Origin of the sequence: Phaeobacter sp. A36a-5a, assembly GCF_037911135.1 — a bacterium.
GTDB lineage: Bacteria > Pseudomonadota > Alphaproteobacteria > Rhodobacterales > Rhodobacteraceae > Phaeobacter > Phaeobacter bryozoorum.
On the sequence record NZ_JBBLYU010000001.1, the window covers coordinates 2,118,871 to 2,130,841 of the forward strand.

At 64.1% G+C, this 11,971-nt stretch carries 10 protein-coding genes; 4 read left to right on the top strand and 6 right to left on the bottom strand.

All coding sequences use genetic code 11. The annotated features are described in order from the left end of the window. Nucleotides 1-27: 27 nt before the first annotated feature. The 3 genes from gor to WLQ66_RS09855 all read right to left on the bottom strand — a co-directional run bounded on the left by gor (nt 28) and on the right by WLQ66_RS09855 (nt 3,534). Entirely contained in the window at nt 28-1,383 is a 1,356-nt protein-coding gene (gor, locus tag WLQ66_RS09845; RefSeq protein WP_340546130.1) for a glutathione-disulfide reductase, read from the bottom strand. Between the two features lie 793 nt (nt 1,384-2,176). Further along, nucleotides 2,177-2,965, bottom strand: coding sequence for a ribose-5-phosphate isomerase RpiA (gene rpiA / locus WLQ66_RS09850; RefSeq protein ID WP_340546131.1), 789 nt, complete (start codon nt 2,963-2,965; stop codon nt 2,177-2,179). A 176-nt stretch (nt 2,966-3,141) separates the two neighbouring features. Then, complete coding sequence (locus WLQ66_RS09855) at nt 3,142-3,534, bottom strand: hypothetical protein (RefSeq protein ID WP_340546132.1); 393 nt, start codon at nt 3,532-3,534, stop codon at nt 3,142-3,144. Nucleotides 3,535-3,734: 200 nt separating this feature from the next. On the opposite strand from WLQ66_RS09855, the gene WLQ66_RS09860 reads away from it, so the two are divergent. From WLQ66_RS09860 to WLQ66_RS09870, 3 genes are all read left to right on the top strand, one after another. Then, a complete protein-coding gene (locus WLQ66_RS09860) occupies nt 3,735-4,466 on the top strand; it encodes a glutathione S-transferase family protein (RefSeq protein ID WP_340546133.1) in 732 nt (243 codons plus the stop codon). Beyond that, the gene (locus WLQ66_RS09865; RefSeq protein WP_340546134.1) at nt 4,466-5,839 is read left to right on the top strand and encodes an L-serine ammonia-lyase; all 1,374 of its coding nucleotides are present in this window, start codon (nt 4,466-4,468) and stop codon (nt 5,837-5,839) included. Before WLQ66_RS09860 ends, WLQ66_RS09865 begins: the two co-directional genes overlap by 1 nt. Before the next feature lie 109 nt (nt 5,840-5,948). Then, on the top strand, nt 5,949-6,911 hold the full coding sequence (locus tag WLQ66_RS09870; RefSeq protein ID WP_340546135.1) for a DMT family transporter: 963 nt from the start codon (nt 5,949-5,951) through the stop codon (nt 6,909-6,911). Nucleotides 6,912-6,921: 10 nt separating this feature from the next. On the opposite strand, the gene WLQ66_RS09875 is transcribed toward WLQ66_RS09870, so the two are convergent. After that, complete coding sequence (locus WLQ66_RS09875; RefSeq protein ID WP_340546136.1) at nt 6,922-7,584, bottom strand: thiamine diphosphokinase; 663 nt, start codon at nt 7,582-7,584, stop codon at nt 6,922-6,924. Between the two features lie 139 nt (nt 7,585-7,723). Between WLQ66_RS09875 and WLQ66_RS09880 the strand changes: the two genes are divergently transcribed. Next, on the top strand, nt 7,724-10,003 hold the full coding sequence (locus WLQ66_RS09880; protein ID WP_340546137.1) for a chemotaxis protein CheA: 2,280 nt from the start codon (nt 7,724-7,726) through the stop codon (nt 10,001-10,003). Nucleotides 10,004-10,174: 171 nt separating this feature from the next. Here the strand turns inward: WLQ66_RS09880 and WLQ66_RS09885 are convergent, their stop codons facing one another. Further along, on the bottom strand, nt 10,175-10,420 hold the full coding sequence (locus WLQ66_RS09885; protein WP_340546138.1) for a DUF2842 domain-containing protein: 246 nt from the start codon (nt 10,418-10,420) through the stop codon (nt 10,175-10,177). After that, complete coding sequence (locus WLQ66_RS09890) at nt 10,420-11,733, bottom strand: adenylosuccinate synthase (RefSeq protein ID WP_340546139.1); 1,314 nt, start codon at nt 11,731-11,733, stop codon at nt 10,420-10,422. The genes WLQ66_RS09885 and WLQ66_RS09890 overlap by 1 nt, the downstream gene beginning before the upstream one ends. Nucleotides 11,734-11,971: the final 238 nt, after the last annotated feature.

Below are 11,971 nucleotides of genomic sequence, written 5' to 3' on the forward strand. Positions count from 1 at the left end.
TTCTACCTGTGTGTTCTGCCTGAAAAATCAAGCCGTCCGCACCGGTGTCTTCATCGTGACCAGCTCTTCCGACATCGTCGGATGCACCGCCACGGTGCGATCAAAGTCTTCTTTTGTTGCGCCCATTTTTACGGCGATACCAGCCAGCTGGATCATTTCACCCGCACCGGGGGCGACAATATGACATCCCAGTACCTTGCGCGTCGCCTTGGAGACGATCAGCTTCATCAGCACCCGCTGCGCCCGCCCGGCAAAGGCCTGCTGCATCGGCTTGAAGGAGGTCGCATAGACCTCGATCTCCTCCTGCTCTGCCGCCGCTTCCTCGCTCAGCCCCACGGTGCCCATTTCCGGCTGGGTGAAGATCGCCGTCGGAATAAGGTCATGGTCCGGGCTGGTCGGATTGCCGTTGAACACCGTCTCGACAAAGGCCATGCCCTCGCGGATGGCGACCGGTGTCAGGTTCACCCGGTTGGTCACATCCCCCACCGCATAGATCGAGGGCACGCCAGTCTGGCTGTACTGGTCAACCACGATGGCGCCCGCGCGATCACGGGCAACGCCCAGATCCTCCAGGCCGAGGTTGTCGGCATTGGGGCTGCGTCCGGTGGCGAACATCACCTGATCGAACAGGTTCTCATCGCCATTGGTCGCTTTCACCCAGATCTTGTCGCCTTCTTTGCGCATCTCCAGCACATTGGTGCCCAGATGCAGATCAATACCGGACTGGCACATCTCTTCGGAGATCAGCCCGCGTGCCTCATCATCAAAGCCGCGCAGGATCTGCGCACCGCGATAATACTGCGTGGTCTTGACCCCCAGCCCGTTCATGATGCCGGCGAATTCGCAGGCGATATAGCCACCGCCGACAATCAGCATGGTTTCGGGCAGTTTCTCCAGATGGAAGATCTCATTCGAGGTGATCGCCAGCTCCGAGCCGGGGAACTCCGGCGTGATCGGCCAGCCACCGGTGGCAATCAGGATGTGTTTTGCCGTCTTGCGGGTGCCATCGGCCAGTTCGACCGTATGGGCATCCGCCAGTTTGGCACGCTGATCAAAGGTCTCGACCTCGTTGTTCTTCAGGATGTTCCGATAGATCCCTTCCAGCCGGTCCAGCTCGGCGTGCAGTTTGGTCTTGAACCGATCCCAGTCAAAGCTGCCGGGCGACAGATCCCAGCCATAGGCCTGCGCGTCCTCGACCATCCCTGCGTATTCGCTGGCAAACACCATCAGCTTCTTCGGCACACAGCCCCGGATCACACAGGTGCCGCCGTAACGGTCTTCCTCGGCCAGCGCCACCTTCACGCCCTGCTGCGCAGCCACCCGCGCCGCACGCACCCCACCGGAGCCTCCGCCGATAACAAAGAGATCGTAATCAAAGCTCATATAAGTCGCCCTTCTCATATCTTGCGCGAGGTATCCCATAGCGCAGAGGTAATTGCCAGTCTCGCAGGTGGGGACACTGCGCCCTGATTGTTATGCCCAGGGGCGGTTTAGTCGCGAAACCGTGAAAAGCGCGTGAAGAGACCGAGACGCTTGTGACAAAGCAGTCTAATCTACAACCGCCTTGCCGTAAGACGAGGACCAATCCGGCCAATACGAGGCGAACGCAGCCTGAAACCGCCGTGTTTCAATTGTATCAGCGTTTTCCGATGGGCATCGAAGTTTGGTCAATGAGCCGTCTTCAGCGCGCACGAGAATCGACGCATACCGGTATCGCCGAAAGGGCACGAGACGCAGATCCGATGGCTTTTCCTGAACAGCGACAACTCTCGACCAAGGGATCCTAGCGGAGGATGAGCAGAGGCCTGTGCGTGTCGTAATTCCCTTTGCAGAGACCTCTGCCCAGCTGAGAGGGATCCCATCCCACAGAAAGCACAAAAGCGTCAGCAAATACAGATAGGTCAACGGCGCTAGGTAAGGGACCTCGAAATCGGGCTGATCCAGCACCCACCAATTGTTTTTCTGCGACACCGAAGCGATGAGCAGTGCAAGCGAGAACACAAGGAACGGTGTTGCCGGGACACGCAGCCTCACCGACAGGGAAACCGGCCGGTCCCACGTCTCAGGATCGGCAGCCGATATGTTAGATGTGGTTTGCATGTCGGTGGTCGTCATATGGTTCCAGATATCGCGGTGGCCGACAAAAGCCCAGCCGTCTGGCCCTATCCGTTGCACCTCAATCCATCAGATCCGTGAACAGATTCTCGGTCTCGACAAAATCCAGCCGGTCGATTTCCACCGTACCCTCATTGATGTCGCGCACCTCGACCCTGCCATCGCCATAGCCGACCACCACGGTGTCACAGATATCGACGAACAGCCCGTTCTCGACCACGCCGGGGATCTGGTTCAGCACCAGCGCCATCTGCCGCACATTGCCGATCCGGTTGAGATGCAGATCCAGAATATGGTTGCCCTCATCGGTCACCAGCGCCGCATCGCCGTTCATCCGCAGCGTTGTCTTGCGGCCCATCACGTCCATCGCCACCAGTGTCTCCTCCAGCAGCGCCTGCGTGGTCTGCCAGCCAAAGGGGATCACCTCCACCGGCAAGGGAAAGGCGCCGAGCGTCTCGACTTCCTTGGCCTTGTCGGCGATCACCACCATCCGGTCCGAAGCAGTGGCGACGATCTTTTCCTGCAACAGCGCACCGCCGCCCCCCTTGATCAAGTTCAGATCGCGGTCGAACTCATCAGCGCCGTCAATGGTCAGATCCAGCCATTTCGCCTCATCCAGCGAGACCACCTCGATGCCCACTTCCAGCGCCAGCTCCGCCGTACGGCGCGAGGTCGGCACACCCTTGATCCGCAGCCCGTCGGTCTGCACCATCTCACCCAGACAACGCACCAGCCAGGCCGCCGTCGACCCGGTCCCGAGCCCAACCCGCATCCCGTCCTCGACCATCTCCGCTGCCCGTTTGGCGGCAACGAACTTGGCCTTGTCGATAGGCGATAGTTCTCCTGTCATGGCAGCATCTCCCTGAAGCTATCTTCTGGTGGTATAAGCCTAATCCGCCCCCGGCGCGAGAGGCCAGCGCCCGCGCGCACGTTTTCGCAACACGGGCATAAAATGCAGTACCAAAATACGGGCAGAAAAACGGGCACGATACCCGGCAGGATATTTGGCCAGATAATCGCGGCAGGTCAGCGCGATGTGCTCAGGATCTCGGCAAGCGTCGCGTAATCCTGCCGGTAGTCGAAGGATCCGAACTGCCCGCCGATCCGTACCGCCAGATAGAACAGTACACTCAACAGCAGGGCCGTCGGCACCGTCACCAGCGCCAGGGGCCAGCGCTGTGTCACCGCGTCATGCAGCATCGCGACAAAGAACTTCCAGTCGCAGCGCGCCCGGTCCCAGCGATCACCGCCCACCGCATAGCCGAAATCATGGTGCCGCCAGCTGGCATCGCAGAAGAACCAGCTTGCGGTGTCGGTAATCAGCGCCCGCAGGCGATCCGGCAGCCAATAGGGGCCAACCCCATTGCCGAACCGCAGTTTCTGGGCCTCTGTCAGGTCATCAAAAGAAGGGCGCGACATCCGCTCTCACCTGTTTATCCTTGCAGCCAATTCCGCATATTGCGCCGCACAGTAGGATCACGGATATCGGGAATTCAACCGTCCGGCGCATCATTCGCGCCGCCACCTGTGCCAGCTTCTGCGCAAACTGCGTGTTTCCTATTGGAAACGTCGGAAACGGGCGTTACCCATGGCGGCGGAGATCTTAGAATGGTTCCACGATGGACAAGTATCGCCTGCATTACGCCCCCGACAATGCCTCGCTGGTGATCCGGCTGACGCTGGAAGAGATGGGCCTCAGCTATGACACCGCGCTGGTCGACCGCCGCGCCGGTGCGCAGAATGGCGCTGCCTATCGTGCGCTCAACCCCACCGGGCTGATCCCGGTGCTGGAGACCCCCGACGGTGCGATCTTTGAAACCGCCGCCATCCTGCTGTGGCTAGGCGACACACACCCCGAGACGGCGCTGGTGCCCGCCCCCGACAGCCCGCAGCGCGCCGCCTTCCTGAAGTGGCTGTTTCATGCCTCCAACACGCTTCATGCCGATCTGCGCATGTTGTTCTATCCTGAAAAATACATCGGTGCGGCGCCGGACGACCAGCGCCGGCTTCAGGCCATGCTAAAGGTCCGCATCGCGACGCATCTGCGCAATCTGGACGCCGCCTGCGCAACCGCGCCGACCCTGTTCATCGGTCCCTCCGCCAGCGATGATCGCGCCGGTCCCAGCGCACTTGCGCTCTATCTGGCCTGCATGATGCGCTGGATGGCGCTCTATCCGCGCAACAGCGACCGCAGCTGGTTCCGGCTGAGCGACACCCCGGACCTCGCCCGGCTGCTCTCCCGGCTTGAGACCCGCGCCAGCACAGTTACTGCCGCCAGGGCCGAAGGCCTTGGCCCGACCCCGTTTACACAGCCACATCTCGCGCAGCCGCCAGAAGGATCAGCGACCTAATGTTTCTCTCCGTCTTCGACATGTTCAAAGTGGGCATTGGCCCGTCCTCCTCTCACACGATGGGGCCGATGGTGGCCGCCGCGAAGTTTCTGGACCTGATGCGCGCCTCGCCCTTTGACTTTCACGGGCTGCGCGCCTCGCTGCATGGCTCGCTTGCCTTCACTGGCGTCGGCCATGCCACCGACCGCGCCACCATCCTCGGGCTTGGCGGCTTTGTCGCTCATGACTATGACGACGCCAAGGCAGAGGCCTTTCTGGCGGAGCTGGACAAGACCCATAAAATGCACCCCGAGGGTCTGGGCGAGCTGCATTTCGACCCCAAGGCCGACATGATCTTCGATTATGATCACGCCCTGCCGGGCCACGCCAACGGCATGATCCTGATGGCCACCGATGCCCAGGGCGACGTGATCCTGAAACAGGTCTACTACTCCATTGGCGGCGGCTTTGTCCTCACCGAGGAAGAGCTGGCCGCAGGCAAGGCCACCGACGAAGGCGATCCGGTCCCCTACCCGTTCAAATCCGCAGCCGAAATGCTGGAGATGGCCAAGGCCAGCGGCAAATCCATCGCCCAGATGAAACGCGCCAACGAAATCGCGCGCGGCTGCGAAGAGAGCCTTACCAAAGGCACCGCCCGCATCTGGCAGGTGATGAACGACTGTATCAACCGCGGACTGGAGCGCGACGGCATCCTGCCCGGCGGCCTCAAGGTGCGCCGCCGCGCCAAGGGCATTCACGATGCGCTGCTGGCTGAACGCGGCATGAACATCAACGCGCCGCACACCATCAATGACTGGATGAGCGTCTATGCGATGGCGGTGAACGAGGAAAACGCCGCCGGCGGTCAGGTCGTGACCGCCCCCACCAATGGCGCCGCAGGCACCCTGCCGGCGGTGATCCGCTACTATCTCGACCACGTACCGGGCGCGTCCGAATCCCATGTTGAGGATTTCCTGCTGACCGCCGCCGCCATTGCCGGGCTGGTCAAATACAACGCGTCCATTTCCGGCGCCGAGGCCGGCTGCCAGGCCGAGGTCGGCTCCGCCGCCGCGATGTCGGCCGCAGGTCTCTGTGCGGTGATGGGCGGCACGCCCGAACAGGTGGAAAACGCCGCCGAGATCGCGCTGGAGCATCACCTCGGCATGACCTGCGATCCGGTCAAAGGCCTGGTCCAGGTCCCCTGCATCGAGCGCAACGGTCTGGCGGCGATCAAGGCGGTCTCCGCCGCCTCTCTTGCCTTGCGCGGCGACGGCCAGCACTTCGTGCCGCTGGACGCCTGTATCGAGACCATGCGCCAGACCGGCGCCGACATGCACGACAAATACAAGGAAACCTCCCTCGGCGGCCTCGCCGTGAACGTGCCGAACTGCTGAACCATAATCCCACAGGATCGGGCCCATAGCGGCCCGGTCCACGCAGGGGTTTCGCAGCCGGGTTCAACCCCTACTTGCATCCCCCCGCCACCACGCCTAGCGTGGCGTTATGACTCATGACCGCCCCTCACTAGGCATCCTGCTCATGCTCGGCTTCTGTATCGTCGCCCCCTTGGGTGACGCGGTGGCCAAACTGCTGGGCGCTCATATCCCCTTGGGGCAGTTGCTGTTTGTCCGCTTTGCCGCGCAGGTCCTGCTGCTAGTGCCGCTGATCTGGGCCACCGGGCGCCTGTGGCGGATGCGGGGCCGCGTGCTCTGGCTTACCTTCCTGCGCACGCTGCTGCATATCGCGGGCATCGGCGCGATGTTCACCGGCCTCAAATACCTGCCGCTTGCGGATGCGGTGGCCATCGCCTTTGTGATGCCCTTCATCATGCTGCTGCTGGGCAAATACGTACTTGGCGAAGAGGTCGGCATGATGCGCCTCTTGGCCTGCATCGTCGGTTTTGGCGGCACGCTTCTGGTCATTCAGCCGAGCTTTGCCGCCGTTGGCCTGCATGCGCTCTGGCCCCTGATGGTTGCCGTGGTCTTTGCCCTGTTCATGCTGGTCACCCGCCAGATCGCCAAGGACACCGATCCGGTTGGCCTTCAGGCGGTCTCCGGCACCATGGCCTGTGTCATGCTGCTGCCGGTGCTGCTGCTGGGACAGGTCACGGACATCCCCGCCCTGTCGCTGGTGACGCCGAGCGCCGAACAATGGGGGCTGCTGGCCGCCATCGGCAGCCTCGGCACCGCCGCCCATCTGCTGATGACCTGGAGCCTGCGTTACGCGCCTGCCGCGACTCTCGCCTCGATGCAATATCTGGAGATTCCGGTGGCCGCGCTGTTTGGCTGGTGGATCTTTGCCGACCTGCCCAATGGCATTGCCGCCCTAGGGATTGTGATCACCGTTGCGGCCGGCCTCTTCGTGATCCTGCGCGAGCGTCAGATCCAATCCCGCAAGAGTGCCGCCGAGCGGGCTGCGCTGCTCACCCGCGACCCGCCCATTGCGCCGGAACAGCCGGCCGTCTGACCCGCCAGCCTCAGCCAGCAGCCAGCGCACCCAACACCACGCCCAGCCGCGCCCGTGGCAGGATCACCAGCAGCCCCGGCCCATCGGCCCGGATCCGAACCGGCCCCGTCGCCCGGTTGGAGGTCCCGACCCGCGCCATCGGATCCAGCTGCAAGCCCTCGATGGGCCATTCCAGCCCCTCCGACCAGCCGCTCACCCGCTGCATCGGAAACAGCGAGACCACCTCCCCCGCCACCAGCGGCAGGGCGATCTCGCCGCGCAGATGAAACACCACCTCCTGCGGCCCCAGCAGCACGCAGGGGCTGGGATGTGGCTGCATCAGTGTATTGAACCCGGCCAGCTGATGATCAATCCGCCCGCCCAGAAACCCGACCCCCAGCACCACCGGCGCAGTGATCGCGCGCAGCGCCTTGTCGAAATCCGTCGTGGTCTGCTCGGCCACATGGTGCAGCGTGCCGGGGGCGAGCTGCGCCTGCACATCCGCCGACAGCGAATCCAGATCGCCAATGACGGCGACCGGCCGATACCCCGCCGCCAGCGCATGGGCTGCGCCGCCATCCGCCGCCACCAGCACCGGTGCCAGCGCCAGCGCCGCCTCCAGATCCCCGGGATCCACCGCGCCCGCCCCGACCAGGGTTACCGGCTCAAACCGTTCAACAATCAGCTCTTTCATGCCGCGATTACTCGCAGAAAAGGAAACAGACCACAATGTGGACACAAAATGATACGATCAATTGCACGGATTCGGGCGCAATTTGACCCCCTGGGCGGTCAACGTAGACGGCACTGACTTTGGCGAGGACACCTATCCGATGGTACAGAACAATAAGGTTTTGACAGTCTCCTACGGGACTTTTTCCTGCACATTGGAGGGGTTCGACGATTCTTTCGGCACGATGAAGGCCATTGCGGAGTATTTCCGCGATCTGGCCTCCGATGACCGCTACTTCGGGGCCGAACCGCCGCAGCCGGACGCCGAAATGCTGGCGCGCATCGCCCAGCGTGAGGTCGCCCGCCAGGTCGAGGCGCGCACCAGCGCCGAGGGCATCCACCTGCGCGCCGCCACCCTGCCGCCGCCGCAACAGACCGCACCGCCGCAGAGCGAAACACCGCCCCGCCCCGCTGCCCAGCAGCCCAGCGAAGAGACCTCGCAGCATCGCGCCACCGGCGCCCTCGCCGCCCCTGCTGCCCCGGCCCCTGTCAGCGCTGCCGAACCGACAGACCCCACCGCCCGCACCGCCCGGGCTAGCGCGCCCAACGCCCGCGCGCCGCTGTCAGAGCCCTCGGCGACGCCTGTGGCTGAGGTGAAGTTGCAGCCGGTCCAGCAGGTCGCCCCCACCTCTGCCGCCGCCAGAATCGCCGCGGCCCCGGCAGCCGCTGCCGCCTCGGCCCTCGCGGCCCAGGATGCCCCAGACGATAGCGGTACGGCCGCCACGGCCGATGCCGAGACCAACGCCGAAAGCATCGCCGCTAAGCTGCGCCGCATCCGCGCTGTTGTGGCCAAGACCCCGGTTGATGAGTTCACCGAAGACCAGCACGCCGAACAGGCCCGCGAAGAGGCGGTCAAGGAAATCACCAACGCGCTCTCCGCCGATCACGATGCCGTCGACGCTCCGCGCGCCGCAGATGGCCAGATCGCAGCGCAGGAGCCCGACGAAAACGACGAGGATGACGCCGCCATCGCCGCCGCGCTGAACCGGCTCGACCTCGGCAACACCCCGTCAGTTCCTGCCACACCCAGCGTGCCCAACGTCCCCGAAGGCGCCGAAGAATTCTTCGCCGACAGCAGCAGCGCCACGGATGACACCGAGGCCGACAGCCTTGAGGACGATCTCGACGAGAGGGTCGCGCCCCTGTCGGAAACTGCCCAGCCACAGCCTGCGAAGGCAGAGGTCCAGCAGGCAGAGGTCCAGCAGGCCGAGCGCGCCCCGGAAGAAACCTCAAAGAGCGAGACCGCTGCCGAGACCCCAGCCGCGCCCGAAACCGCCGCGCCCCGCAAACGTGGCCGCGTGCTGCGGATCAAGCGCCGCGATATCGAAGGCGCCGTGGCCGATGGCACGCTGGAAAAACTCGACGACACCGCCGCCGCGACTGTGCCCGATACCCCTCCGGCGACACCCGCCGCCCCGGCGCCCGAGGCCGCCGAAACACCCGAGGCCCGACCAGAGACCCGCCCAGAAACCCGCAGCAGCCTCTCACCCGATGACGAGGCCGAACTGCTGGCCGAACTCGCCGCCGTCGAGGCCGATCTGCTGGGCAGCGATGATGATGAGGCCTTCTTTGACGACGAGGATGACGAGGACGAGGACAGCGCCGCACCGGCCGCAGCTGTGCGCGCCTCGCCCCGCACTGACGCACCGCTCAACAGCGCCGCAGAGGCCGCCGCCGCCGTGGCGCCCGGCTCCCGACGCGGCGCCACCAGCACCGCCGACAGCGATATCGCCCGTCTGATGGCCGCCGCTGACGAACGCCTGGAAGATCCCGAAAACACCACCTCGCGCGAAACCTACAGCCAGCTGCGCGCGGTCATGGCTGCGGCCTCGACCGAGCGCTCTGCCGGTGGCGCGCTGGAGGCCGAGGACGACGCTCAGGTCTACCGTGACGATCTGGCCAGCGTGGTGCGCCCGCGCCGCCCCGAATCCCGCGAGACCGCCGACCAGCGGCCCGCCAAACCGGCGAGCCGCCCCGCACCGCTGCAACTGGTCCAGGAACAGCGCATCGACGACAGCGCCGCCGCCCCCGTGCGCCCGCGCCGGGTCTCCGCCGCCGTGCTGGCCGAAGAGGCCCCGCGCAACAGCGGCAGCGACGGCGGCTTTGCGGCCTATGCTGCGAAATCCGGCGCCGTGGAACTGGCCGAACTTCTCGAAGCTGCCGCCGCCTACATGAGCTTTGTCGAAGGCCGCGATCACTTCTCGCGTCCGCAGCTGATGAACAAGGTCCGCGATGTCGATGGCACCGACTTCAACCGCGAGGACGGGCTGCGCAGCTTTGGCCAGCTCCTGCGCGAGGGCAAGATCGAACGCGCCGACAATGGCCGCTTCACCGCCTCCGGCCAGATCGGCTTCCAGCCTGGCAACCGCGCCGCAGGCTGATCCCCGACCCAGATGACACAAAAAAAAGGCGGCCCACAAAGGCCGCCTTTTTAGATTGAGACCAGCCCGGCGTGACACTGCCGACCTGTCATCTTTCCCGAAATACTCCGGGGTGAATTGACCGTCAGGTCAAGAGGGGCGGCGCCCCTCCCCGGCTGTCATCCCGGCGCCTCAGCCCTGATCCTGATCCGCATCATCCGGATCCGCCTTGCCGACACCGCGAAAGACGAATTTGAACGGCAGAATCCACAGGACACCCAGCAGCACATAGACAATCAGCTCAACCAGCAGCGACGGCCGGTCCAGCCAGCTGATCACATTGACCGCCAGCACGATATAGACCGGCATGCCAATCAGCAGGATCACCAGCGCCCAGCGCCGCCGCGCCTTATAGCTCAGACCACCCTCGCCCGACATCAGTCGGCAAAGGGATCGGTCACCAGAATGGTGTCGTCCCGCTCCGGGCTGGTGGACAAAAGCGCAACCGGGCAGTCGATCAGCTCTTCCACGCGCTTGACGTATTTGATGGCATTGGCAGGCAGGTCGTTCCAGCTGCGCGCCCCTTCGGTGCTCTCGCTCCAGCCCGGCATCTCTTCATAGATGGGGGTGCAGCGCGCCTGCTGGTCGGCTGCGGTCGGCAGATAGTCCAGACGCGCGCCGTCCAGCTCATAGCCGACACAGATCTTCAGCGTCTCGAACCCGTCCAATACGTCCAGTTTGGTCAGCGAAATGCCGGTGATGCCGGAGGTGGCACAGGTCTGACGCACAAGGCAGGCATCAAACCAGCCACAGCGGCGCTGACGGCCGGTGGTGGTGCCGAATTCATGACCACGGGTGCCCAGACGCTCGCCATCCGCATCCGGGGTGCCATCCGCATTCAGCAGCTCGGTCGGGAACGGGCCTTCGCCCACACGGGTGGTATAGGCCTTCACGATGCCCAGCACATAGTCGATGGAGCCCGGACCAATGCCCACACCGGTTGCCGCCTGACCGGCAATCACGTTGGAGGAGGTCACAAACGGGTAGGTCCCGAAATCAATATCCAGAAGCGCACCCTGCGCCCCTTCAAACAGGATCCGCTTGCCCGCCTTGCGCTTTTCATTCAGCACTTTCCACACCGGTGCGGCAAAGGGCAGGATATCCTTGGCGATCTCTTTCAGCTGCGCGATCAGATCGTCGCGATCCACGGCCTCGATGCCCAGACCCTTGCGCAGCGGATCATGGTGCTGCAACGCACGATCAACACGTGCGACCAGGGTCGCCTCATCCGCCAGATCCGCGACACGGATTGCGCGACGGCCCACCTTGTCCTCATAGGCCGGGCCGATGCCACGACCGGTGGTGCCGATCTTGGTGCCCTTGGAGGCCGCCTCTTCGCGCGCCCGGTCCAGCTCGCCATGCAACGGCAGGATCAGCGGCGTGTTCTCCGCAATCATCAGCGTCTCGGGAGAGATGTCCACGCCCTGGGCGCGCACGGTCTCGATCTCTTTCATCAGATGCCAGGGGTCCAGCACCACGCCATTGCCAATGACCGAGAGCTTGCCGCCACGCACCACGCCCGAGGGCAGCGCGTGCAGCTTGTAGACCTTGCTGTCGATCACCAGCGTATGACCGGCGTTATGGCCGCCTTGAAAACGCGCAATGACATCAGCGCGTTCGCTGAGCCAATCGACAATCTTGCCTTTACCTTCGTCACCCCATTGGGCGCCGACTACCACGACATTGGCCATCTCAGGTCCTCATGTATGCTGGTTGAAACCGACGCTCCGTATAACGAGACCGCGCAGACAGGGGAACCGGTTTTTCGTCGCAGGCGCGGGAATCCACGGCAAAGCCCCCTGCTGCGTGGCGAAAATGGACAATCAGGCGCCGCTCAGCGCTGTTGCGCGTGGAGCGCCCGTCGCAGGGCCGTTGCGTCCGCAGCGCGCGCCCTCTTCACCCCTTCGGGATCAGGATATGTCAGTCTGG

Excerpts from the sequence above, each read along its gene's own strand:
- WLQ66_RS09890 (WP_340546139.1), bottom strand. The coding sequence starts at position 11,733 with ATGGCCAATGTCGTGGTAGTCGGCGCCCAATGGGGTGACGAAGGTAAA.
- WLQ66_RS09870 (WP_340546135.1), top strand. The coding sequence starts at position 5,949 with ATGACTCATGACCGCCCCTCACTAGGCATCCTGCTCATGCTCGGCTTC.
- WLQ66_RS09865 (WP_340546134.1), top strand. The coding sequence starts at position 4,466 with ATGTTTCTCTCCGTCTTCGACATGTTCAAAGTGGGCATTGGCCCGTCC.
- WLQ66_RS09860 (WP_340546133.1), top strand. The coding sequence starts at position 3,735 with ATGGACAAGTATCGCCTGCATTACGCCCCCGACAATGCCTCGCTGGTG.
- WLQ66_RS09855 (WP_340546132.1), bottom strand. The coding sequence starts at position 3,534 with ATGTCGCGCCCTTCTTTTGATGACCTGACAGAGGCCCAGAAACTGCGG.
- gor (WP_340546130.1), bottom strand. The coding sequence starts at position 1,383 with ATGAGCTTTGATTACGATCTCTTTGTTATCGGCGGAGGCTCCGGTGGG.
- WLQ66_RS09885 (WP_340546138.1), bottom strand. The coding sequence starts at position 10,420 with ATGTCGGGCGAGGGTGGTCTGAGCTATAAGGCGCGGCGGCGCTGGGCG.
- WLQ66_RS09875 (WP_340546136.1), bottom strand. The coding sequence starts at position 7,584 with ATGAAAGAGCTGATTGTTGAACGGTTTGAGCCGGTAACCCTGGTCGGG.
- WLQ66_RS09880 (WP_340546137.1), top strand. The coding sequence starts at position 7,724 with ATGGTACAGAACAATAAGGTTTTGACAGTCTCCTACGGGACTTTTTCC.
- rpiA (WP_340546131.1), bottom strand. The coding sequence starts at position 2,965 with ATGACAGGAGAACTATCGCCTATCGACAAGGCCAAGTTCGTTGCCGCC.